This is a genomic window from Sulfurimonas sp. NW15, from assembly GCF_051132285.1.
In the GTDB taxonomy this organism is placed as follows: Bacteria; Campylobacterota; Campylobacteria; order Campylobacterales; family Sulfurimonadaceae; genus Sulfurimonas; species Sulfurimonas hydrogeniphila.
This window is the reverse complement of sequence record NZ_CP093237.1, coordinates 1,824,373-1,847,725: the sequence shown is the minus strand read 5'-3', so window position 1 is coordinate 1,847,725 and position 23,353 is coordinate 1,824,373. Positions and strand designations below refer to the sequence as shown.

The window sequence follows — 23,353 nt, the reverse complement described above, 5'->3', positions numbered from 1 at the left end:
ATTTTAGCAACTTATATGTTATAATCAAAGCAATGACTTTTAAAAAGGGGTAAAATATGGGCATATTTTCACTGTTTTCAAAACAAAAAAACACGCATGTGTATGATACAGGCAAAAAAAAGGAGACACTTTTTTCACAATTGGACAAAGATTTCTTTATTGAAGTGGCAGACAGCAGTGATACAATGATGCTCTATTTTTTACAAGGTGAAGGATGGATAGGTGCGAATAAAACTTTTTTCACTACAATGAATTATTTTGATATAAAAGATTTTAAAAGAGCCAATGAAAGTATTCGTGATATGTTTTTGAGTGAGAGTGAAGAGATTTTTACCGAGTCTGACAAAAGTTGGCTGGATTATATTAAAAAGTACAAAAGCGATGGTTACAGGGTAAATATGACTGATGCTAAGGGACAACTTCTCAGTATTGAAGCAAAGTGTCACAGGTATTCAAAAAACATGAAGCTGTATATTTTGGAATTAAAAGATGTTACAGAGTTGGAAAAAGCACGTTTACAGGTGAAAGAGGTTGAAAAGCTGAAAACAAAATTTTTGGCCAATATAGGGCATGAATTTAGAACTCCGATGAATGGTATTCTCGGATTTATAGAGCTGCTCAAAGAAACCAGTCTCAATGAACATCAAAATGAATACCTTGATATGATTGATTACTCTTCTAAAAATCTGATGAATAATATTGAAAGTCTCTTGGATTTGGCGCAGTTGCAAAGTGGGCGTCTTACAGTGGAGTCAGAACCTTTTAATCTTCTTGTCGCAATGGAAAAACTCATATATACATGTTTTGACAAGGCAAGCAACAACGGGGTACAGGTTATGAGTTTTATAGATCCGAAATTGCCACAGGAACTCGAAGGTGATGCAAACAAAATTTTGCAGGTTATGCGTTCTATCATTCAAAATGCAATTAAATTTACACCGCATGGCGGCAAGGTTATTATAGAAGTAAAACTTTTAAAACGACTCCAAAACGGAGCCTGTTCTGTCGGTTTTAGTGTCAAAGACAATGGTCAGGGGATGTCTCAAGAACAGATATCTCTTATGGATGAACCTTTTACCGCAGGCAGTCATGCAGATGAGAGACTCGGCATAGGATTGAGCCTCTCAAGCGGTCTGGTACGGTTGATGGGATCAGAATTACGTATAAAAAGTGAATTAGACAACGGTACCTACGTGAATTTTGTTCTTGATTTTAAAGCTTCAAGAGGGCAAAACTACAAAATGATGCCAAATAAAAAAGCAAAAGTGCTTTTACTGGATAAAGAAAAAGTTGATGATGCCAATTTCTTAACGACCTATTTGCGTTCTTTTGCTATTGATGTGACAAAATCTTCCGAACTCAATGCTGATATTTATACAGATATAGATGAGCTTTATGTGGTAGGTGACCAGGGTGATTCATCGTGGATACTGGATCTGGCGACATATAAAAAGCAGGCACCTGTTGTTTTTCTTTTGGATGAAGATGAAAAACTGCAAACAAAGATGACACACATTATTGATGAAGTGATAGAAAAACCATTGCTGGCCAGTGTGATAGCCAAACATCTGTATATGGCAAACAGCTACAAATATACCAATGAAGATAAAAATGAACTTACTCTCAAAGATAAAACCGAGGCTTTGGTTGTGGAAGACAATCTTATCAATCAGCGTCTGATAAAAATACTCCTGGAAGAGTATAACATAGATGTTTCTACCGCCTCTAACGGACTTGAAGCGGTAAAAATGTATAAAGAGAAAAAATATGACATTATATTTATGGATATAGATATGCCGTATATGAACGGGATTGTTGCAACCAAAGAGATTAAAGATATGATGCTCCTAAAATCACAGGCGCCGATTGTTGCCCTGACAGCAATGACAATGGAAGGGGACAAGGAGATGCTTTTGGAAGAGGGGCTTGATGATTATCTTTCAAAGCCGCTAACAAGAGACAAACTGGAGTATATTTTAGACAAATACCTTAAAATAAGCTATGAAAATGAATCTGTTTAATAACTATTAATATATTGTTATTAAACTTCTCTTTATCAATTTAGTAAGGAACTCTATAATGAATAAAATTACAATGCTATTATCTGCCCTGTTGTTGACAGGTTCAGTCGTCTGTGCAAAAACATTAGTGACAGTAAACGGAAAACCAATTACCCAAGAAGAAGTTGACCAGGAGCTGATGCAGGCGACACAGGGGCGTTTTAACCAGGTACCGGCTGATCGCCAGGCTGCATTCAGACAACAGGTTTTACAACAGCTTATAGGCAAAGAGTTGATTTATGATGATGCAAAAAAATCCGGTATCATCAACTCTGCGGAGTATAAGAATGAATATAATAAGCTTGAACAAAGAATGAAAAAAGAGCTTGCTATTCAGGTTTGGCAGAAGAAACTGCTAGACGGCATTAAAATTTCAACAAAAGAGTTAAAAGACTACTATAACAAAAACAAAGAAGAATTTAATGAAAAAGAGAGCGTGCATGCCCGCCATATTTTAGTAAAAACCAAAGAGGAAGCAGAAAAAATCATTGCGCAGTTGAAACATTTAAGCGGAGAAAAACTCAAAGAAAAGTTTATAGAGCTTGCGAAAAAAGAGTCAACAGGACCTAGCGGATCAAAAGGCGGAGATCTTGGATATTTCAGTAAAGGGCAAATGGTACCTGCTTTTAATGATAAAGTTTTTTCTATGAAAAAAGGCGAAGTGACATCAGAGCCGGTTAAAACACAGTTTGGATACCATGTTATTTATGTGGAAGACAAAAAACCTTCATTGACACGAAGTTTTGATGAGGTAAAAGCATTTATAGAACAGCGTCTGAAAATGGAAAAATTTAAAGCTGTTATGAAGAAAAAAATGGATGAACTGCAGAAAAAAGCATCTATTAAGTAGTTAGGCATGCAAAACTCTCCTCTTTCTAAAATTATTTTAGAAGAGAGAGAGTTTTTTGTCAAACGCGATGACCTCATTGACCCCTGTTTGGCAGGGAACAAATACAGAAAACTCTACACGCTCTTAAATACTCCAGACAACATTTATGATACGCTGATATCCTACGGCGGAACACAGTCTAATGCTATGCTGGCGTTGGCCGCCTTGTGTCAGAAAAAAAAATGGAAATTTCTTTACTATACAAAAAAACTCTCTGCAACACAAAAAGAGCAAGGCAGCGGAAACTATGCGCATGCGCTGAAATTAGGTATGCAGCATAGAGAGATAGAAAATGATTTTTATAAAGAGTTTATTGCTTCTTTGCGCTTACATGTAAATGCAAAAACCTGTTTTGTTGATCAGGGTGGCGCAGTACAGGAAGCAAAAACAGGATTGGAAGTTTTAGCGCAGGAGATACAGGAACAAAGCAGAGACTTACATGTAAAGGCAGTTGCAACACCTTCTGGTACAGGGACAACAGCACTTTTTTTAGCACTTGCTTTACCTGAGTACAGAGTTTATACAACACCCTGCATAGGGGACAGCAGCTATCTCAAAAAGCAAATGCGTGCTTTGGCAGAAATTCCGGACAATCTTGTTATCCTGGAACCAAAGAGAAAATACCATTTTGCAAAACCCTATAAGGAGTTTTATGAGATATACAAGGCTTTACATGTAAAGGGAATTGAGTTTGATTTACTTTATGCTCCGGCAATGTGGCAGGCACTTTTGGAACAAACTGATGAAAACATTATGTATATACATAGCGGCGGAGTGAGCGGTAACAAAAGTATGCTTGCTCGTTATGAGAAAAAAGGACTCATATAAACGGCGAAGCTGAGCGGCACGTTTAGGGATCCTCGTACTTGTTATAGCTTTGGTTTAAGTTCTAGGTTTTGTATTCTGTCAAAGTGCTTAATATTATTACTAATGAGAGTACAATCATTAGCAATAGCTATACTTGCTATCATTAAATCCATGTCAGCAATTATATTGCCATTTTTTTTCAATCTAGCTTTTTCTTTTGCAAAAACTAAACTTGATGCTTGAGTGAATTCTAATATTTTAAAATTTTCTAAAAAGGGCTCTATAATTTTTAAATTTTGATTGATTTTTGAAGAGTTGTATGCACCATAAATCAATTCAGTATAATTTATTCCTGACTTCCGCGATAAGGCACACATTTTCAATTTTCAAAAATATCAAGGATTTGCTTCTGAATCGGTGATGGATTTATAGGCAGTAATTCATCATCAATTTTTAAAGCTGTAATATGTTCAATAATTTTTCTTAGTAATTTCTGCGAGAACTTAAATCTGACATCATGCAACTTTAATCTTCTTTCAAACTCTTTGTAAACTGCATATGATACAAACGAAATAAGTACATGTGCTTTTATTCTCTCCTCAACGCGATGGTATATTGGCCGAATGCGTAAATCTGTTTTTGAGATTCTAAAAGCTCTCTCAACATCATACTGATTCTGATAATGTGCTATAACATCATTGGCATTGAGTGAAAAATCATTTGTTGCAAACCCTTTAATACCATCAAGTCTTTCATCTTGCATTACTTTATTTGGGTTGAGTTTGTATTTAATACTGCACTTCTCATCTATATCCAAATATTTTGCATAATATGAAAGCTTTAAATCACTTTTTGTAATATTTTTCTTTGAGAGTTTTGCTTTGATTTTCTCTAACGCTTTCTCTCTTGTTCTTTTATCTTTTTTTGCTCTTTTGGAGGAGTAGGTAAGAATCAGTTTCTGTCTGATAGGGAGTTGCTGTTTATTGCCAAATTCATCTATATAATTTATCGTTTTATCTATATCAATGGTATGGATAGTCCCATCATCAATAAATGTCAAATTTGCAATTTGCTCTTTGAGTACATTGTCAATATTTTTGATTTTATAGGCAAGGATATATTTATAACCGTTATTCTCTAAAAAAGCAATATTTGCATGGGTGAGCATCCCTCTATCCGCAACTACTATCGGTTTTTCTTTGAGTTGAAACCGTGTTTGAAACTTTTGAAGTATATCGATAAGGGTATGCCCTTCATATTTATTTCCCTCGTATATTTCAAAGCTCAGTGGATACCCTTCTAGAGTTGTAAAAAGACCAAGGAGTATTTGGGGACGGGCAAGTTTTCCCTCTTTGGAAAAACCGATTCTTCTTAAATCATCTTCACTCTCACTTTCAAAGTAGAGTGTTGTTACATCATAGAAAGTTACAGTGATAGTTCCTGACATCACTTTTTGGGTGTGTTCAAATACACATTGCTCTATTTGTGTCTTTATCTCCTCTTGATAGATAGTATCCAAGAAGCGATAAATTGTATCTGTTGTCATCTCTTGATGTTTGAAGTAGTCCAAATAGTGTATCAGCTCCAATTTGCTGCCGGGGTAAAGTATTCTTGATATTACCAATGAGCGAAATAAAAACTGTTTTTCTGAAACTTTACGAATGGATGTTGTTTGTAACTTTTCAAAAACTTTATTACACCCTATATCATCAAACAATCTCCCAAATATTAACTCATCACCAATAGGTATAAAATCTTGTGTTGTATATTCTGCAAGCAGCTTTTTTAACAACTCTTTTTTACTGTTAGTTTGTAAAAAATAGAAAAGATTATACTCAAGTTCATCAATACGCCCCAGTGCTTTTTGGTAAAGTTGCTCAATCTCATCTGGATCTTTACTGCTACCCAAAGTTTCAACTACTTTATAGCCTCGATTGCTTCTGTCAACAATATGAATACTGATACTTCCACTGCTATTTTTCTTTTTTCTGACTTTTAATCTCATATAAAATGATAACAAATTCTATGAATATATTCCCGAGGCACACAAATCGTGCCTTTTTATCCTCTGAAAGTACCTATTTTACGAGGTTAAGTTTTATTTAAAAAGTTATCGCGGAAGTCAGGAGAAAAAAGGACTCATATAAACGGCGAAGCTGAGCGGCACGTTTAGGGATCCTCGTACTTGTTATAGCTTTGGTTTAAGTTCTAGGTTTTGTATTCTGTCAAAGTGCTTAATATTATTACTAATGAGAGTACAATCATTAGCAATAGCTATACTTGCTATCATTAAATCCATGTCAGCAATTATATTGCCATTTTTTTTCAATCTAGCTTTTTCTTTTGCAAAAACTAAACTTGATGCTTGAGTGAATTCTAATATTTTAAAATTTTCTAAAAAGGGCTCTATAATTTTTAAATTTTGATTGATTTTTGAAGAGTTGTATGCACCATAAATCAATTCAGTATAATTTATTCTCGAAATATATAAATCATCTATTGGAATTTGAGATAGCATTTGAACAACTTCTTGTTTCCCTTTTAAAAAATATATTAATATATCACTATCAATTAAATATTTTTTCATTAAAGGTTTAACTCAAAGTCTTTAGAATTCTTATCTTCAGTAATACTTTGCAACATAGTATCAGCATCATTACTTTTTAATTTACCTGCAAACTGTAATAATTGATTATGCTTTAAATTATTTTGTTTTGAAAAAAAGATTATGGCTTTTTCTATTACTTCTGTTTTGGTTGTATCTAATTCTTCTGTTAATTGATTCAGTGTCATAATCACACTTTCTTCTAATCTTAAGTTAACTGCTCTTTTCATAGTCAATCCTTTATCTTTACAATATTGTACAATAATAATATAAATTTGTAAAGATAAAAATATTTAATTCCATTAACGGTTGAAGATAGCCGATAAATTGCCGCTAGGTAATTTATTGGTTACGAGGTTTTGTTGGGTATTTCGACTATAATCCATATGGCTTTATCTCATCTAAATGTACATCAGTTTTAGATAAACTATCCCATTTTAATTCTCGTAATAAAACTCGTTCAATTAAGATTTGCCATTCATCAGATAGTTGAAATAATTTATCTGTTTTTACATCATCACCATGTGCAATAGTATTTCTTATATCAATTAAATCTTGTATTGGTGATAAATCAAATACAAATATATTCATCTGCTTGATAAGTTCCTCTTTTAATGCATCTTTCTTCTTTTGAAAATTATTTTTTAATACTTTTTCAAGAATTGAATTCCAGAGAATTATTTTTGCATTAACTGAGTAGTCTATGCCTGAAAGATATGATAGTAACAGCTTTGTAATATATTTAATATTTTTCAATTCAATATTTTGTAAACTATTTTTCAAAAATCTTTCAAAAGCAGGTTTACTAATCAACCTTACTGTTCTTTCATCTTTATAAAAAGAAATTCTAGTATGATAATTTTCAATATAATTTGTACCTATTGAACCTTCACATTTATACCAATTTAATCTACGTCTTTCAGCAAATGATGTTAAAACTAATATCAAATCAGCGATAGGTTGAATATTTTTATAAAATGCCATCAATGAGTTAATAGGTGAATTAGGAATTATTTCTAGTATATTTGAGCTTTTTAATCCAATATATTTATCAGTAATTATAGACTCTATACCTAAATGCAATACTTCTTCTCTAATTTGGATACTAGAATTTATACTTCTTTGAACTTCACCTGTAAAATGTTTTATTGTAGAGACATTTGAGGATAATAATTTACTTTCTGATATAAAAAAACAAAATTTGCTTTCCTGTAATTCATCTTGTGTAGTTTGGGTTAATGCATATTTTGGAAAATTATATTTAACAAAAGCTTCATACCAATCTTCTGCGATAATTGTCATTTGTGAATTTGAAAAAGATGCTTTTTTTATTATATGACATTGATAAGGTGTACCTTCTAAGGTTGTTATATTGATTTTTATATTTATAGTATTAAGATGTTTTTTAAGTAATTGCTGAAAATACTTATACTCTTTGTAATCTTCAATAAGTAAATAAAAATGTGGCTCTTCGCCAATATCTTTTGGAAACCATAAAAGACATTTCATTTTTGTTTTTTTTACTGACTTTGTTCCAACAAATATTTCAGCAAAATGTCTTGTATACTCTTCAAAAGGCTTTTCTAAATAATTAATAATTACTCCTTTGTACCCAACGGTTTTCGTGAGCAATAATTTTTCCGCTAGGGTAAATTATTGGTCTCCTCGTACTTGTTATGTTTGTACTTCTTTAATTTCTAAACCTTCTTCTGATTTTTCTTTTATCATTTCTTCTGTATATTGAGTATTCTTTTTTATATTTAAAAGCCTACACAATTCTTCACCTGCAACTGTTAATTTTATTTGTTCAAATCTATATTCTTCTCTGTTTGGATTTTTACTATCTGTAATTTGGTATATCTTATCTCCCAAATGCCATATGGTAATGTTGATTTGAGGAATCTTTTTTAATATGCTAACCAAATTATCATTATCATAAATTAGCCCAGCATCTCTTAACAAAATAATTTGACTATATGTTAAACCAAATTTATCAAATGCAGTTTGATTTTTAAATTTGTATATTGAAGTATTATTACTTGTTAATGAACATGCTGTTTGAAAAATTTCTGCTTCATTTTTTGAAATATTAGAAACAACTTCCAATGTTCTTAAGCTAATTCTTCCTGGTTTTGATACTTCATTTGCAAGAATTTGAGACCAAATTTCTTGCATCTCATCACTAGATACATCTTGTGCTTTTTGAAAAAATCTCATTCTCCAATCATCATCAACTTCTTCATCTGTAACATTTTCATCTAAATGAGGAATTGATTTTTCTATAATTTCTTCAAGATTAATTTGGCGATTTATTTCCTGATTAACAACTCTATTTTGAACTCTTGAAAGTAATTCTAATTTTGCTTCACCTTCAATAAGAATTTTTTTTGCTTCAGCATCTGCTTCTTTCCTAATAGCACGAGGTTTGTATAGTGTCCCAATTCCTTTACTTGCAACTTCTACAAGTTTCGTAAGTGGTTTACTTAATCCTGTTAAATCTTTTATTTCCAAAATATATTACCTTTTATTTACTTCGTATAACGGGGGCGCGGGTGAATGACGGCGACATCTGAAAATTTATTTTCTGATGTTGTTGCTCATTCCTCCCGCTTGTTATCTGGCGCTGTGCGACAGATGACTAGCGGGTGTTCAACCCGTGCCCCCGTTATCCGGTCACGCAGTGAGCGGATAACTATTCTATCAACGAACATTATAACACAAATGACTCATATATTAAAAAATAAATAAACACCAATAATGTTAGTTTATTGGAAAATTTATTGTGGTTTGTCATGTTTTTGATGATTTATAAAAATAATGACTGTTATGCTTAAAAATAAAGTGTGCTTTTATTGCTGAATTGACTAATATTTGAACAAAGTGTTTGTTCCTTTAGGTAGGAGAGATTATTATGAGTGCTAAAAAATCTAATGAATGATTTTGTTTAACTTCCTTGACAAATAAAGACTCAGGTCGGTATAATTGTAACGCTTTGCAACTAAAGTAGCAAAATGATATTTTGCAAAAAGGTATACTTTCAGCATAAATAAAAAAAAAGGATTGAGAGATGAATAACATTTTTGAGAAACTAACACATAATATGACAGAGGCGATTGAGAGTGCGTTGTCTTTAGCTTTACATAACAAAAATCAGGAAGTGACACCGGTACACTTTTTGTGGGCACTTTTAACAAATTCGGATTCTGTACTGAACCAAATGTTTAACAAGTTGGGTATAGATAAAGTCGCAATGGAATTAGATATTAAAAGTATGGCAGAAAAACTGCCAAAATCTTCAAGTGTGACAAAAGAAAATATCAAACTTTCCCAGGATTTTGTACGAACACTTGAAAACGGTATAGGTCTGATGACAAAAAACGGAGATTCTTATCTTGCTGTAGATACATATATATTGGCAAACTTAAATACAGAGCCGTTTTCAACAATACTGCCAAAATATGTTGATGTCATGCAGTTGAGCAAAGAGCTTGAAGCAGCTCGCGGCGGTGCGAAAATTGATTCGCAAACAGCGGATGAAACATTAGAAGCACTTTCCAAGTATGGTATTGACTTGACAAAAGAAGCAGCGGAGGGAAAACTCGCACCGGTTATCGGACGTGATGAAGAGATAGCGCGAACAATGCAGATTCTGATCCGTAAAACGAAAAACAACCCAATGCTTCTAGGAGAGCCTGGGGTTGGTAAAACAGCACTGGTTGAAGGACTTGCACAGAGAATTCAAAGTGGCAATGTTCCAACTTCTTTACAGAACAAGCGTGTGGTTGCGCTTGATATGTCGGCATTGATCGCCGGTGCAAAATACCGTGGTGAGTTTGAAGACAGACTCAAAGCGGTTATAGATGAAGTCAAAGAAAACGGGAATATTATTCTGTTTATTGACGAAATTCATACTATAGTCGGTGCCGGAGCATCAGAGGGTTCAATGGATGCGGCAAACATCCTGAAACCTGCGCTTGCCCGTGGAGAATTACATACAATCGGTGCAACGACGCTCAAAGAGTACAGAAAATATTTTGAAAAAGATGCTGCATTGCAACGTCGTTTCCTGCCGATCGCTGTGGATGAACCAAGTGTAAACCAGTCACTGCAGATTCTTCGCGGAATCAAAGAGAGATTGGAAGCTCACCATAATGTCAGTATTGCAGACAGTGCATTGGTCGCTGCGGCAAAACTCTCTGACAGATATATAGCAGACAGATTCTTGCCGGATAAAGCGATCGATCTGATCGATGAAGCAGCAGCGGAACTCAAAATGCAAATAGAGTCTGAACCAAATGAACTGAGTGCTGCAAAACGCAAGCTCTCAGAGCTTATGGTTGAAAAAGAAGCACTGAAGATGGAAGAGACACCTGCGAATAAAAAGCGACTTGAAGAGATAGAAAAAGAGTTGGCTGATATTGAAGAAAAAGTAAGAAAACTTGAGTCTCAGTTCCAAACAGAAAAAGAGGTGTTTGAAAAAATCTCAGCTATTAAAGCTGAAATAGAAGCAAAACGCCGTGAAGCAGAGCTTGCAAAAAGCCGTTCTGAATTTAACCGTGCTGCAGAAATTGAGTATGGAGAAATTCCAAAACTCATTGAAGAAGAAAAAGCCTTAAATGAGCAGTGGAACAGAATGCAGGCAGAGGGAACTCTCTTGAAAAATTCTGTTGATGAAGAATCAATTGCTTCTATTGTCAGCAGATGGACAGGTATTCCTGTAAATAAAATGCTGCAAAGCGAGAAAGACAAAATCCTGCATGTGGAAGATGTGCTGAATGAAACAGTTGTAGGACAGTCACAGGCGACGCATGCTGTTGCTCGTGCTATTAAACGCAACAAAGCAGGTCTGAGTGATAAGAACAGACCTATAGGCAGTTTTATGTTCCTTGGGCCTACAGGTGTCGGTAAAACACAGACTGCAAAAACTTTGGCAAAGTTCTTGTTTGACTCTGAGGATGCGCTCATTAGAATTGATATGAGTGAATATATGGAGAAACATGCTGTGTCACGCTTGGTGGGTGCAGCTCCTGGATATGTCGGCTATGAAGAGGGAGGACAGCTTACAGAGGCTGTAAGAAGAAAACCTTATTCTGTTGTACTTTTTGATGAAGTGGAAAAGGCACATCCTGATGTGTTCAATATGCTTCTTCAGGTGCTTGATGACGGGCGTTTGACAGACAACAAAGGTGTTACGGTTGATTTTAGCAATACTATTATCATCCTGACATCAAATATTGCAAGTGACAAAATTATCACTCATTCAGGAAGTCCTGAACTTGAAGGCATGGTTATGGCCGAACTCAAAAAAGCCTTTAAGCCTGAATTTTTGAACAGACTTGATGAAGTGGTAATCTTTAATGCGCTTGGCAAAGAACAAATTAAAGGGATTGTCGATATATTCTTTAACGAGATTGTCAACAAAGTTAAAGAGAGAAATATTGAACTTTCTTTAAGTGAAGAGGCAAAAGAGTATATTGCAGAAGCCGGATTTGATCCTGTATACGGAGCACGTCCGCTCAAACGAGCATTGTACGAAATTGTGGAAGACCGTTTGGCTGACTTGATTCTTGAAGGTACAGTGAAAGAGGGCTCTCATGTTGAATTTACCGTTGTAAACGGTGAGGTGGAAGTTAAGGTTTCTTAAGAATCTTAACCACGCTTTAAGTAAAGTTTTTGTAAACTTCCGAACTTAAATCAGATAAGGATATGTCGAATGAAAAGAACATACCAGCCACACAATACACCTAGAAAGCGAACACACGGTTTTAGAGCCAGAATGGCTACTAAAAATGGTCGTAACATCATTAATCGTCGTCGTGCCAAAGGTCGTAAAAAATTGACAGTATAGGCGGATTCAACACACTGAAACTCCATAAAGAGTTTCAATATGTTTACAACAAAGGAAAAAACCAGCATTCTCAGAGTGTTGTCCTCTTTTTCCTTCCTCAACCAGGAGTACGCAAAGTAGGTTTTACCGCCACCAAAAAACTTGGCAATGCGGTAAAGCGTAATCGGGCGAAGCGTCGTCTTCGTGCGCTTTTTTGTGAGTACTCCTATTCACTAAAAGATGGTATCTATGTATTTGTTGCAAAAGCGGCAATCTTTGACGCACCATTTGAAAAACTCACCAATGATTTCCATAAAGTATTAACCCGTGCGAAAACTTTTACTTAAGCTTTTATGGTTCTATCAGAAATTTTTTACACTTATCGGCTATGGATCATGCCGCTATTATCCTACATGTAGCGAATATGCACGTATAAATTTCGAAAATAATTCAATTTCAAGTGCTTTTTACCACTCTTTTACTAGAATACTACGTTGCAATCAATTTTTTGACGGCGGAATAGAGTATCCACTCCTGGACAAACTCTCTTTAGAGCCCGCTAAACTTGAAATTGATACTGTAAAATATTGGTTGGTTCCAAATAAAAAAAACCGCTATTACATCATAAAAAATTTTTTATATAAAGGGTAATTTGTGTTAGACAAAATGTCACCAAACCAAAGACTGATAGTCGCCGTACTATTGTCAATAATTTTTTTCGTAGGCTATACTGCGATATTTCCGCCAAAAGAACAAAAGGTAGCAGAGAATGCTAAAACAGAAAATGCTGCGTCTTTAACAGATACACAGAACAAAGATGTTGCATCACGAGTAGAAGAGGCGTCAGGACATGCTGTATCTGAGTTAGAAAAAGCAGATAAAAGCATATCCAATACCATCGTTACAATTACAAACAAGAATTTTATCTTAAAAATTGACACGCTCGGACGTATCTCTTCAAAAGAGTTGCTTGAAGAAAAGTTCCGAAATGATGACAATCTGCACGCACAGGTTATTCCGGAATTTGGAACGAAACCGCTTTATATCCGTTTCAGTGATGATGCTGTTAATGATGAAGCTACAAAAGTGGCATATAGTGCAAATGTAAGCAGTGTGGAGCTATCCGACAAGCCGGTTACTGTTACGCTGACACAAAAGTTGTCAAATCTTACCGTTACAAAAGTACTGACATTTTATGCAGATGGGCATTATGATGCAAAAATATCTACATCGCAGGATGTCAGATATTATGTTTATCTGGGAGACAGACCTCAGGTTTCCAAAAAGCTTATGGCAGTTGCCGGTGCACTCATCTATACAGATGATGATGTTGTGCATATTATTGAAGACGGTGATGCCGAGGGCAGAAAAGTATTTCAGGGTGTAAAACTTGCATCATCATTTGACCAGTACACTGCGATTATACTCTATGGATTTAAAAAAGATACGAATGTCATCGTTGAACGCGGAAAAGATGACAACCCTGTTGTCTACTTTGAAGCAGGCAAAGAAGAGAACATACACGGATACATCGGACCAAAAGAGCATAAAGTCCTTAAAGCGATTGATCCGATGCTGACAAATGCTATAGAGTACGGCTGGTTTACTTTTGCTGCCAAACCTCTTTTTGCACTGCTTTCCTGGTTACACGGAATTTTTGGAAACTGGGGATGGGCTATTATTGCATTGACGGCAATTATCAGAATTGTACTTTATCCTTTGACATACAAAGGTATGGTTTCTATGCAAAAAATGAAAGAACTGGCACCGAAACTCAAAGAGCTCAAAGAAAAGTACAAAAAAGATCCGCAACGTCTCAATGCGGCTACGATGGAGATGTATAAAAAACACGGTGCCAACCCATTGGGCGGATGTCTCCCTATGATATTGCAGATTCCTGTGTTTTTCGCGCTTTACAGAACACTTTTGAATGCTGTTGAACTGCAGGGTGCGCCATGGATTCTGTGGATTAACGATCTGTCCCGTATGGATCCGTACTATGTGCTGCCGATTTTAATGGGTGCGTCTATGTTTTTACAGCAACGTATGACACCAAACAACTTTACAGACCCTATGCAGGAAAAAGTATTCAAATATCTTCCTGTCATATTTACATTTTTCTTTGTAACTTTTCCTTCGGGATTGGTGCTGTACTGGTTTACAAACAACCTGTTCTCAATTGCACAGCAGTATATTGTAAATCAGCAGTTCAAAAATGCCAAAGATGCAAAAGCGGCAATTGAAAAAAGCAGTGAGAAAAAGTAATGATTAAGATTGAGGCAGTAACCCTGGAAGGTGCATTCAAAGATGCAGCCACTGCACTGGACTGCTCTGTAACGCAGCTGGCTGTTGAAGTTGTACAGGCTCCAAGCAGTGGCTTTTTAGGCTTTTTTAAAAAGAAAGCCATAATAGTTGCAACAATAAAAAATGAGATTTCCAAAGAAGAAAAAGAACCGCAAAAGACTCCTCAAAAGGCTCCGGAAATTTTGCCGGATACAAATGATGATATACAACAGCATACAATGCTCAACGATACAATTATGCCTACGTCATTTGTAAGTGATCAGGATGAAGATGAACTCGAAGAAGATTTGGCGAGTGGGCTTGCATATACAGCAGACTATGATGATGAATATGATGACATAGCAATAGAAGAAGTGAGCGATACTCCAAATATAGAAACAATTGTTACAGAGGTTAAAAAAGACATTAACCAACTCTTTGCTCTTATCTGTTTTGACATAGAAAAAGTTGAAGTTTCAGCCTATGACAAAGAAACACTTTTGGTTGAGTTTAAGGGTGAAGATGCAGCACTTCTTATAGGAAAAGAGGGCTATAGATACAAGGCGCTCTCTTATATGCTGTTTAATTGGATTAATACAAAATATGGTTTGCAAATACGTCTTGAGATAGCAGAGTTTTTAAAAAACCAGGAAGAGTCGGTTGGGAGATACCTAACAAATGTTTATGAAAATATTGACAGAGACGGACGGGCACAGACAAAAATACTTGACGGTGTACTGGTACAAATTGCACTCAAAGAGTTGCGTGAACGGTATCCGGACAAATACGTAGTTATCCGTTCTACAAAAGACGGTCTGAAATACATAATCATTAATGATTATCACAACAACTAGACTATGAATGAAACTATAGCTGCCATTGCAACAGCAAATGGCATTGGCTCTATTGCTATTATTCGTCTGAGTGGTGAAAAAGCTCTGACAATAGCAAAACAGCTTACATGTAAAGAGAATTTCATCCCCAGACATGCCACACTCACAAATATTTACAATAATGAAAATGAGCTTATTGATGAAGCGATAGTTATTTACTTTCAGGGACCATACTCTTTTACTGCTGAGGATGTTGTAGAGATACAGTGTCACGGCGGTTTTATAGTTGCACAGAGTATTCTCAGAGCAACACTCAAAGCAGGGGCACGTCTTGCCAATGCCGGTGAATTTTCAAAACGGGCTTTTCTAAACGGAAGAATTGACTTGAGTGAAGCAGAAGCCATAGCACAGCTTATAGAAGCCAAAAGTGAAGATGCGGCAAAAATTTTGGCTTCTCAGATGAAAGGTTCTTTGAAAGAATTTATAGAGCAGGTCAGAGATGAGATTATTCATATTCTGGCATACAGTGAGGTTACTATAGATTATGCAGAAGAAGACTTGCCTCAGGATTTGGTAGCACAGATAGAATCAAAACTAGAGGAACTCTATACACTGCTCGAAAAAACCCTTATTGCCTCAAAGTCAAGAGAGGGATTGATGCAAGGGTTTAAGGTGGCTATTATCGGGAAGCCAAATGTTGGTAAAAGTTCACTCTTGAATGCCCTGCTTAATTATAACCGTGCGATAGTCAGTGATATAGCCGGCACAACACGGGATACAATAGAAGAACAGGTCAGAATAGGCACACATCTTATACGAATTGTAGATACTGCCGGTATTCGTGAATCAAACGATGAAATAGAGCGTATTGGAATACAGCGTAGCCTTGAGGCAATCCGTGAAAGTGATATTGTTATAGCTTTGTTTGATGCTTCGCGCGTTGCAGATGCACAAGACAAAGAAATAGTAAAACTTATTGCCTCAAACAAAGAAAAAAAAGAGATACTTGTTGTTAAAAATAAAATAGACCTGGAAGAAAAATTTGACTTGCCGGGTTTGGCTTTTGATTTGGCATTGAATTCCAAGAGTGATGTGACGGCTTTGGTTAAAAAGCTTGAAGAAATTATGGACTCAAACAATGTAAGTGATGAGATTATGCTTATCTCTGAGCGTCAAATTTCTGCAGTTGAAGCGACAATGCAAAATATACAAGAGGCTTTTGAACCGCTCAAGGATCAGGAATTGGAAATATTTTCTTTTCATCTCAATGAAGCTGTAAAGGCAATGGCAGGCATTACCCGTCCGTTTGAAAATGATGAAATGCTTGATAAAATGTTCGGCTCTTTTTGTCTGGGTAAATAGTTTTGAAATATATTGCAATAGATTTGGGGCTCAAACGTATCGGATTGGCATATTCAGCACATAAAGAGATCGTTACACCTCTTCCCGCCATTATAAGAAAAAACCGCAACCAGGCTTCACTGGAAGTAAAAAAAGCCATAAAAGAGTGGGAAGCTGATGCGGTTGTCATAGGCATTCCTCTGGGCGGGAGCAGTGAAGATGAGATGCGCAGACGTATTGAACATTTTATGAATCTGGTTGCTTTTGAGGGAGAAATCTTTTATCAGGATGAAGCCGGCAGCTCACTTGAAGCGGAGCAGATGATGAAAGGTAAAATAAAATATATCCGCGATGGTCGAGTGGACTCACTTTCAGCAATGATTATTTTACAAAGATTTTTACAACTTAAAGGCACCTCTAAAACCCCTGAGATATCTTAACATTCACAGCAATATTCCTACTGCTTTGCTATGGTATCAATGATATTAAAGCTTCAGTTTACTACAATATAACTATGTTAAATAAAACTATAACGTTTCAGAATATATCAGAATTAAAAAAAATGAAGCCTTTTGCTTCAGACTCTAAAACACTTATACAAATATTTTGTGCAAATAATAATCTACAAGAGATAAAAGAGATACAAAACTATTTTGCAACAACTTATCCCCAGACTACGATTATCGGGACAACAACAGATGGTGCCTTGCACAATACAGATATTTATATTGCATCAAAGCATGTTGTAACCTTTACGAAATTTGAAAAGACAGAGTTGAAGGCTATCCTTGTTGAGCATGCCGATTCTACACAAATGAGCTATATCTGCGGTAAAAAATTATTAAGAAAAATTCTTCGTCCCAATACAAAAGCACTCATCAGTTTTGCTGACGGACTCCACACAAACGGGGAAGAGTTCCTAAAGGGCATTAACAGTATTAATCCAAACATCGTAGTTTCAGGCGGGTTGGCCGGTGACAACGGAGAACTCAAAAAAACTTTTGTATTTAACAATAAGCATATTACTGAGAATGGAGCAGTCGGTGTTACTTTGAATTCTGATGCATTGAATGTTTTTACCCACTACAGTTTTGACTGGACACCTATAGGCAAGAAGCTTACAATTACAAAAGCAGTTAAAAACAGAGTATATGAAATAGACGGTATAAGCGCCGTAGATATGTATGCAAAATATATGGGCAAAGAACTGGCTCAAAATCTTCCTAAAATCGGTATAGAATTTCCACTTATATTTGAAAAAGACGGGGTGAACATAGGCAGGGCAGTACTGTTTAAACACGAAGACGGTTCGTTGACCTTTGCCGGCAATCTTGACGAGGGTGAGAAAGTCCGTTTTGGTGTAGGCAATGTTGATAATCTGCTAAAAAGCGGTGAATATCAGCTGGATAAAATATTTGACAGACTTCAATTTCAACCCGAAGCCGTATTTGTTTACTCCTGTATGGCAAGAAGACGTTTTATGGAAAAATATATAGAGTATGAATTAGAAGGACTCTCTACGCTTGGCGACATAAGCGGTTTTTTTACTTATGGAGAATTTTTTTCTAATCAAAAAAGTGATTTGCTTAATGAATCCATTACTCTGCTTGGTCTAAGCGAAAGCAATAAAACACTCGAGAGTGTTCACAGAAAAAGTGTTATACACAAAAAAGATTTCGCAGTGAGTACAGAATATGCCCTTGCAAACCTTGCAAACAGCGTATCGCAGGAGTTGGCTGAGTTAAATGCCGAACTTGAAAAAAGAGTGCAAAGAAGTGCGGAGTTTATCTACAAACAGGCATATTTTGATAAATTGACAGAGATGCCAAACAGATTGAGTCTGCTTCACAGGATAGATGAGTGTGTGGGTGAAACAGTTTTTTTGGTAAATATTGATGATTTTACTACTATAAATGATTTTTACGGGCATGCGGTAGGCGATACTGTGTTGGTGAAAATGTCGCAATATTTACATGAATTTACAAAACGTGAGGGAATGGAGTTATTTAAGTTACCTTCGGATGAGTTTGCCATTATTTCAAATAAAGAACAAACCTATACTGTTATTGAAAATACCATTCAACAGCTTATAAGTAATATAGAACAAAAAGAGTTTTTGGTAAAAGATCAGGTTATTCATGTTTCGGTGACTGTTTCAGCAGCATATATCAATGAGAAAAAAACCGGTCTGGCTAATGCCGATATGGTGCTTAAAGCTGCGAAAAAAGCGCACAAACCCTATTTGATTTTCAATAAATCTTTAGAACTTGCAAAAAAATATGAGTCAAATCTGCAAATGGCAAATGAGATTAAAAGAGCGATAGAGAATGATGACATTATTCCGTACTATCAGCCTATTTTTAGTATAAAAACAGGAAAAATTGAAAAATATGAAGCACTTGTACGCCTGAGAAAAGCTGATGGAAAAATTCTTTCTCCCTATTTTTTTCTTGAAATTAGTGAAAAAATAAGGCTCTACCCTCGAATAACCGAAATTATGATAGAAAAAACATTTTCTTTTTTTGCCGGCAACGGTTTGGACTTTAGCATCAATCTCTCCTTCAGTGACATATTCAGCGAAAAAATGCGAAATTTTCTTTTTGAAAAAATCAAAGAGTATAATATTGCAAAGCAGTTAACAATAGAAATTCTGGAAACACAGGAGTATACGAACGAAAATATCGTAAACGATTTTACAAAAGAAGTCTATGCATCAGGCGCATCTATTGCCATTGATGATTTTGGAAGCGGATTTGCCAATTTTCAATATATGACAAGTATTTCATGTGATTATATGAAAATAGACGGTTCGCTGATTAAAAATATTCATCAGGATCAAAATTCGCGCTTGATTGTCGAAACAATTGTGGTATTTGCAAAAAAACTTGGGAAAAAAGTCATAGCAGAGTTTGTGCACTCTGCCGAGGTGTTGGATGTTGTCAGAGAAATTGGTATAGAATATGCGCAAGGGTATTACCTTGGCGAACCACAGGAAAAGCTTATTGAGCCATTATGAAAAGATTATTACTTGGATGGGTTATTTCGCTGAAACGTTCTTTTAATTCTCTGTCAAAAGTCAAAATAAAGACATTTGTATTTTTTAATCCGGCATCTTGAAAATTCTGCAGTAAAACATCATCTGCCACATTTTTTCCATGATCACACTTTATAAAATTAAATGAGTTGAGTGTTTTGCCGTAATCATATAAATTTGCCTCCCATTCCGCTCGTTTAAGATAGAGGGAATCAGGGTTTGCTGCTAAAAAAATATTGGTATCAGAAATTTTGTAAGGCTCGATAATATCATTGAAAATCGAGGCAATACTTGAAAAATTTTCTATATCCCAAAAAAGATAACTTTGTTTGGCCTGTGATTTTTGTTTTTTGTTGATAAGTTTGAGCCTTTTTGTAATATTGAAACTTGAATGTGCCGTGTCGTTGATAATTTGAATACGCTTTTTTAACTGTTGGGCGTCATTTGTGGGAAAACCCAGAATTTCACCCAGGTTTATATAAAAATCCAGGTTCAGCAGCTCTTTTTCTGCGCCGCCTTTTTGATACTTTTTTAATTTTGCCAGTTTTGCATCACAAAACAGAAGGTTTATGCTCATTTTTTCATGATTCGCATAGGCCTGTTTTGTTTTAAAAAAAATATCTTTCGCTTCAGGAGTATCTGGAAACTCTATTGATCCTCTGTATTTATACTCTATAGTAATTTTTTGTTTGTTTAAAGACATTTGAAATACTCAGCTGCTTCTTTTTCATCGTCAGTAAGTTTCTCTGTTGTATATAAAGGATTTTCGCTCATTAATTTTTTAATCTCATTTTGACAGTAGGAAAAAAGAATTTCTTTTGCATGTGTGTTATCATCCAAAAAACCCAGTCCGCTGAATTTATACGGATCTTCCTGTTCTATGCACAGCAGTGTTCCCTCACACTCTTTTTCAAGGATATCAACAAGCGTTCTGTAGTTTATGTCAAATTCTGTTGCATTCCAGCCTATCTCTTCAAGTGTTTCATCGGCAAATTTGTCAACACCGTCGCCTGTTGTATCATCATAGGAGGCACGGGGTGTATTCACTCTAATCAACTCCTGCCAATTGGAAAATGCTTTTATAAGTACCTGCTGTTCATTTTCGGTGATTTGATAATTGTTACCAAATATTTCTGCAAGAGAAGGTGTTTTTGCCGATGAGAGTGCATTCATCGGCAGAGGTGTATGCCTGCCCTGATAAATGAGGATTTCTGTTTCGTTAAAAGGCGCATATTTTATTGCTCCGTCTATATTGATGCCGTACTCTTTTGCAGAGTTTATTGCTTTAAGCAGTTCCGATTTATCAACTGTAATGATTTCATTAAAAAGGTTGAATTTTTTCATTTTTTCTCCAAATTTTTTCATATTATACAGAGTATGAGATTAACTCAGATAATTTAACAGAAGTTATAAGTTTAGTATAATAAAAGTTTTACTATTAATAGAGTATAATGCGACAAATTTTTCAAGGGATATACCCATGAAGCTCAAGGAAATGTAATGGCATTAAATGTTTACTATGATAAAGATTGTGATATTAATATAATCAGAAGCAAAAAAGTTGCAATGATAGGATTTGGTTCTCAGGGGCACGCACACGCTGAAAACCTTAGAGACAGCGGTGTAGATGTTGTTGTCGGTCTTCGTAAAGGCGGCGCAAGCTGGGCAAAAGCCGAGGCAAAAGGATTTGAGGTCTTAACAGTTGCTGAAGCTACTGCAAAAGCAGATGTTGTTATGATTCTTCTTCCTGATGAAGATCAGGCAAGAATTTACAAAGAAGAGATTGAACCAAATTTAAAAGCGGGCGATACGATCGCTTTTGGTCATGGTTTTAACATTCACTACAAGAGTATTATTCCTGCTGCAGATATTAATGTTACTATGATTGCACCAAAGGCTCCGGGACATACCGTACGTTCTGAATTTGTACGCGGCGGTGGTATTCCGGATCTTATTGCTATTGAAAATGATCCTTCAGGAACTACAAAAGAGTTGGCACTCTCTTACGCTTCTGCAATCGGTGGCGGGCGTACTGCGATTATTGAAACAACTTTCAAAGATGAAACAGAAACTGACCTTTTTGGAGAGCAGGCTGTTCTTTGCGGCGGTGTTACTTCTTTGGTTCAAGCCGGTTTTGAAACATTGACAGAAGCCGGATATGCTCCTGAAATGGCTTACTTTGAGTGTCTTCACGAACTCAAGCTTATCGTTGACCTGATGTTTGAGGGCGGAATCGCTGATATGAGATACTCTATCTCAAACACTGCTGAGTATGGTGACTATGTTTCTGGCAAACGTGTTATCAACAAAGAATCAAAAGAGGCAATGAAAGAGATTCTCAAAGAGATTCAAGACGGCAGATTTGCAAAAGACTTTATACTTGAAGGTCAGGCCGGGTATCCTCGTATGAATGCAGAAAGAGCAAATGCCCGTGCTTCATTGATTGAACAGACTGGTGTAAAGTTACGTGAAATGATGCCTTGGATTTCAGCAAATAAAATTGTCAACCAAGATACAAACTAATTTTATTCTCAGCACTTGCCATTTGGCAGTGTGCTGATGATCATCTGCATATATTTTCATCATTTTTCCAAATATTTACAAACTTCTCTTTAAAAAGATACCCCTGTATATAGTCAACACCCATCTCTTGTGCTATTTTTAAATCATTGCTGTTTTCAATACCTTCACTATAATAGAACCGATATATTCTTTTATCTTCATGCTATACAAGAGACTTTGTGAGTGTATAAATTTTATTTTTTGAAAGATATGGATATCTCATAGAAAGTATTTTAACAATAGGACAAATGAGTTTAACACTTTTGTCATAAGCAGATTGCTGCAGCAGAGTCTGTATTTTTGATTTTAGTATTGTGTCTGACATAAGAAGCCTTTTAATGATAATTAGTATCAATTTTTGAAATTGTAGCATGCTCTTTCTTAAGTATATATTAATATCGATAGTGGTTATCAATATATAGTTTGGTTTTCTATGATATAATTTGAAAAAAGGAAATAGATTTGGCAAAACGTATTTTTGTAACAGCTACCAATACCGATATAGGCAAAACATATACTACAAAACTTCTACTGGAGTCATTTGCTTCGCGAGGTTTGCGTGTAGGTGTGATGAAACCGATAGAAACAGGTGTTGTTGATGGTTTTTATCCTGATGGAAGTGAACTTTTGACATTGGTGCAAAAATTAAATCCGGAGTTTTTGGGTTTACATGTAGAAGATATAGTTCCTGTATCATATGAACTTCCTGCCGCTCCTTTTGTCGCATCAGGCGGTACGGCACTTGATAAGAGCAGATTACATGTAACTGTGCAAAAGCTTGAGAAACTGTGTGATGTATTGATAATCGAAGGGGCGGGCGGATTATATGTGCCTGTGGATGAAAAATATATGATTATTGACCTGATAGCAGAGTTTGAAGCACCCGCACTCCTGGTAACACACTGCTCTTTGGGCTGCATTAATGATACTCTGTTGAGTAAAAAAGCTTTGGAAGATAAAAATATTGCGCATGTAGTTGGATTTAACTGCCGGGATCAAGAGGCTGGTTTTGATAAAATCAGTCGGCCTTATTTTGACAAAAGCGGATTTGGTGTGTTGAAAATTCAAGAGGATATTGACACTATAAGCCAACTCCTGTATAATTTGTAAAT

22 protein-coding genes are annotated in these 23,353 nt (G+C 35.6%); 14 read left to right on the top strand and 8 right to left on the bottom strand.

All coding sequences use genetic code 11. The features are described from left to right. Positions 1-56 precede the first annotated feature (56 nt). From MLC52_RS09475 to MLC52_RS09465, 3 genes are read left to right on the top strand one after another with little or no spacing between them, the layout of a single operon-like run. Positions 57-2,021 carry a response regulator gene (locus MLC52_RS09475; protein WP_434580175.1) on the top strand — a complete coding sequence of 655 codons (1,965 nt, stop codon included), beginning with the start codon at positions 57-59 and terminating at the stop codon, positions 2,019-2,021. Between the two features lie 58 nt (positions 2,022-2,079). Beyond that, positions 2,080-2,910: a peptidylprolyl isomerase gene (locus MLC52_RS09470; RefSeq protein WP_151899773.1), complete on the top strand. Its 831-nt coding sequence runs from the start codon at positions 2,080-2,082 to the stop codon at positions 2,908-2,910. Between the two features lie 6 nt (positions 2,911-2,916). Next, complete coding sequence (locus MLC52_RS09465) at positions 2,917-3,777, top strand: 1-aminocyclopropane-1-carboxylate deaminase (RefSeq protein WP_434580173.1); 861 nt, start codon at positions 2,917-2,919, stop codon at positions 3,775-3,777. Between the two features lie 41 nt (positions 3,778-3,818). Here MLC52_RS09465 and MLC52_RS09460 read toward each other — a convergent pair whose 3' ends face one another. The 6 genes from MLC52_RS09460 to MLC52_RS09435 all read right to left on the bottom strand — a co-directional run bounded on the left by MLC52_RS09460 (position 3,819) and on the right by MLC52_RS09435 (position 8,872). Beyond that, the gene (locus tag MLC52_RS09460; RefSeq protein WP_434580171.1) at positions 3,819-4,133 is read right to left on the bottom strand and encodes a PIN domain-containing protein; all 315 of its coding nucleotides are present in this window, start codon (positions 4,131-4,133) and stop codon (positions 3,819-3,821) included. Between the two features lie 2 nt (positions 4,134-4,135). Beyond that, the gene (locus tag MLC52_RS09455) at positions 4,136-5,761 is read right to left on the bottom strand and encodes an IS1634 family transposase (protein WP_434580170.1); all 1,626 of its coding nucleotides are present in this window, start codon (positions 5,759-5,761) and stop codon (positions 4,136-4,138) included. Between the two features lie 183 nt (positions 5,762-5,944). After that, positions 5,945-6,343: a PIN domain-containing protein gene (locus tag MLC52_RS09450; RefSeq protein ID WP_346389868.1), complete on the bottom strand. Its 399-nt coding sequence runs from the start codon at positions 6,341-6,343 to the stop codon at positions 5,945-5,947. Then, entirely contained in the window at positions 6,343-6,591 is a 249-nt protein-coding gene (locus MLC52_RS09445) for a hypothetical protein (protein ID WP_346389869.1), read from the bottom strand. The genes MLC52_RS09450 and MLC52_RS09445 overlap by 1 nt, the downstream gene beginning before the upstream one ends. 145 nt (positions 6,592-6,736) lie before the next feature. Beyond that, the gene (locus MLC52_RS09440) at positions 6,737-7,993 is read right to left on the bottom strand and encodes a hypothetical protein (protein ID WP_346389870.1); all 1,257 of its coding nucleotides are present in this window, start codon (positions 7,991-7,993) and stop codon (positions 6,737-6,739) included. A gap of 42 nt (positions 7,994-8,035) precedes the next feature. Continuing rightward, on the bottom strand, positions 8,036-8,872 hold the full coding sequence (locus MLC52_RS09435) for a DUF2806 domain-containing protein (protein ID WP_346389871.1): 837 nt from the start codon (positions 8,870-8,872) through the stop codon (positions 8,036-8,038). Positions 8,873-9,428: 556 nt separating this feature from the next. On the opposite strand from MLC52_RS09435, the gene MLC52_RS09430 reads away from it, so the two are divergent. The 9 genes from MLC52_RS09430 to MLC52_RS09390 all read left to right on the top strand — a co-directional run bounded on the left by MLC52_RS09430 (position 9,429) and on the right by MLC52_RS09390 (position 19,661). After that, a complete protein-coding gene (locus MLC52_RS09430; protein WP_346389872.1) occupies positions 9,429-12,005 on the top strand; it encodes an ATP-dependent Clp protease ATP-binding subunit in 2,577 nt (858 codons plus the stop codon). 69 nt (positions 12,006-12,074) lie between these two features. Continuing rightward, positions 12,075-12,209 carry a 50S ribosomal protein L34 gene (rpmH, locus tag MLC52_RS09425; RefSeq protein WP_013327469.1) on the top strand — a complete coding sequence of 45 codons (135 nt, stop codon included), beginning with the start codon at positions 12,075-12,077 and terminating at the stop codon, positions 12,207-12,209. Continuing rightward, positions 12,197-12,535: a ribonuclease P protein component gene (rnpA, locus tag MLC52_RS09420; protein ID WP_418641414.1), complete on the top strand. Its 339-nt coding sequence runs from the start codon at positions 12,197-12,199 to the stop codon at positions 12,533-12,535. The genes rpmH and rnpA overlap by 13 nt, the downstream gene beginning before the upstream one ends. Next, positions 12,516-12,839 (top strand): membrane protein insertion efficiency factor YidD, encoded by a 324-nt coding sequence (yidD, locus tag MLC52_RS09415; RefSeq protein WP_434580169.1) that lies wholly within the window; start codon positions 12,516-12,518, stop codon positions 12,837-12,839. The genes rnpA and yidD overlap by 20 nt, the downstream gene beginning before the upstream one ends. 3 nt (positions 12,840-12,842) lie before the next feature. Then, positions 12,843-14,453 (top strand): membrane protein insertase YidC, encoded by a 1,611-nt coding sequence (gene yidC / locus MLC52_RS09410; RefSeq protein ID WP_434580167.1) that lies wholly within the window; start codon positions 12,843-12,845, stop codon positions 14,451-14,453. After that, the gene (locus MLC52_RS09405; protein WP_434580165.1) at positions 14,453-15,325 is read left to right on the top strand and encodes a Jag N-terminal domain-containing protein; all 873 of its coding nucleotides are present in this window, start codon (positions 14,453-14,455) and stop codon (positions 15,323-15,325) included. The genes yidC and MLC52_RS09405 overlap by 1 nt, the downstream gene beginning before the upstream one ends. 3 nt (positions 15,326-15,328) lie before the next feature. Then, complete coding sequence (gene mnmE / locus MLC52_RS09400; protein ID WP_434580163.1) at positions 15,329-16,666, top strand: tRNA uridine-5-carboxymethylaminomethyl(34) synthesis GTPase MnmE; 1,338 nt, start codon at positions 15,329-15,331, stop codon at positions 16,664-16,666. 2 nt (positions 16,667-16,668) lie between these two features. Further along, a complete protein-coding gene (gene ruvX, locus MLC52_RS09395; protein ID WP_434580161.1) occupies positions 16,669-17,085 on the top strand; it encodes a Holliday junction resolvase RuvX in 417 nt (138 codons plus the stop codon). A 74-nt stretch (positions 17,086-17,159) separates the two neighbouring features. After that, the gene (locus MLC52_RS09390; RefSeq protein WP_434580159.1) at positions 17,160-19,661 is read left to right on the top strand and encodes a bifunctional diguanylate cyclase/phosphodiesterase; all 2,502 of its coding nucleotides are present in this window, start codon (positions 17,160-17,162) and stop codon (positions 19,659-19,661) included. On the opposite strand, the gene MLC52_RS09385 is transcribed toward MLC52_RS09390, so the two are convergent. Both MLC52_RS09385 and MLC52_RS09380 read right to left on the bottom strand, forming a co-directional pair. Further along, on the bottom strand, positions 19,645-20,382 hold the full coding sequence (locus MLC52_RS09385) for a hypothetical protein (RefSeq protein WP_418640584.1): 738 nt from the start codon (positions 20,380-20,382) through the stop codon (positions 19,645-19,647). The two genes, MLC52_RS09390 and MLC52_RS09385, sit on opposite strands and share 17 nt — an antisense overlap. Continuing rightward, entirely contained in the window at positions 20,373-21,023 is a 651-nt protein-coding gene (locus MLC52_RS09380; RefSeq protein WP_151899786.1) for a hypothetical protein, read from the bottom strand. The genes MLC52_RS09385 and MLC52_RS09380 overlap by 10 nt, the downstream gene beginning before the upstream one ends. Before the next feature lie 156 nt (positions 21,024-21,179). Here MLC52_RS09380 and ilvC point away from each other — a divergent pair, with 156 nt between their 5' ends. Both ilvC and bioD read left to right on the top strand, forming a co-directional pair. Continuing rightward, positions 21,180-22,202 carry a ketol-acid reductoisomerase gene (ilvC, locus tag MLC52_RS09375; RefSeq protein ID WP_151899787.1) on the top strand — a complete coding sequence of 341 codons (1,023 nt, stop codon included), beginning with the start codon at positions 21,180-21,182 and terminating at the stop codon, positions 22,200-22,202. A 501-nt stretch (positions 22,203-22,703) separates the two neighbouring features. Next, positions 22,704-23,351 carry a dethiobiotin synthase gene (gene bioD, locus MLC52_RS09370; RefSeq protein ID WP_418640581.1) on the top strand — a complete coding sequence of 216 codons (648 nt, stop codon included), beginning with the start codon at positions 22,704-22,706 and terminating at the stop codon, positions 23,349-23,351. The last annotated feature ends 2 nt before the right edge of the window (positions 23,352-23,353 follow it).

Bases quoted from the DNA above. Each gene is read 5' to 3' on its own strand.
- ilvC (WP_151899787.1), top strand. From the start codon at position 21,180: ATGGCATTAAATGTTTACTATGATAAAGATTGTGATATTAATATAATC.
- MLC52_RS09475 (WP_434580175.1), top strand. From the start codon at position 57: ATGGGCATATTTTCACTGTTTTCAAAACAAAAAAACACGCATGTGTAT.
- mnmE (WP_434580163.1), top strand. From the start codon at position 15,329: ATGAATGAAACTATAGCTGCCATTGCAACAGCAAATGGCATTGGCTCT.
- rpmH (WP_013327469.1), top strand. From the start codon at position 12,075: ATGAAAAGAACATACCAGCCACACAATACACCTAGAAAGCGAACACAC.
- MLC52_RS09390 (WP_434580159.1), top strand. From the start codon at position 17,160: ATGTTAAATAAAACTATAACGTTTCAGAATATATCAGAATTAAAAAAA.
- MLC52_RS09430 (WP_346389872.1), top strand. From the start codon at position 9,429: ATGAATAACATTTTTGAGAAACTAACACATAATATGACAGAGGCGATT.
- MLC52_RS09465 (WP_434580173.1), top strand. From the start codon at position 2,917: ATGCAAAACTCTCCTCTTTCTAAAATTATTTTAGAAGAGAGAGAGTTT.
- MLC52_RS09405 (WP_434580165.1), top strand. From the start codon at position 14,453: ATGATTAAGATTGAGGCAGTAACCCTGGAAGGTGCATTCAAAGATGCA.
- MLC52_RS09450 (WP_346389868.1), bottom strand. From the start codon at position 6,343: ATGAAAAAATATTTAATTGATAGTGATATATTAATATATTTTTTAAAA.
- MLC52_RS09380 (WP_151899786.1), bottom strand. From the start codon at position 21,023: ATGAAAAAATTCAACCTTTTTAATGAAATCATTACAGTTGATAAATCG.
- MLC52_RS09445 (WP_346389869.1), bottom strand. From the start codon at position 6,591: ATGAAAAGAGCAGTTAACTTAAGATTAGAAGAAAGTGTGATTATGACA.
- MLC52_RS09455 (WP_434580170.1), bottom strand. From the start codon at position 5,761: ATGAGATTAAAAGTCAGAAAAAAGAAAAATAGCAGTGGAAGTATCAGT.
- MLC52_RS09470 (WP_151899773.1), top strand. From the start codon at position 2,080: ATGAATAAAATTACAATGCTATTATCTGCCCTGTTGTTGACAGGTTCA.
- MLC52_RS09460 (WP_434580171.1), bottom strand. From the start codon at position 4,133: ATGTGTGCCTTATCGCGGAAGTCAGGAATAAATTATACTGAATTGATT.
- MLC52_RS09385 (WP_418640584.1), bottom strand. From the start codon at position 20,382: ATGTCTTTAAACAAACAAAAAATTACTATAGAGTATAAATACAGAGGA.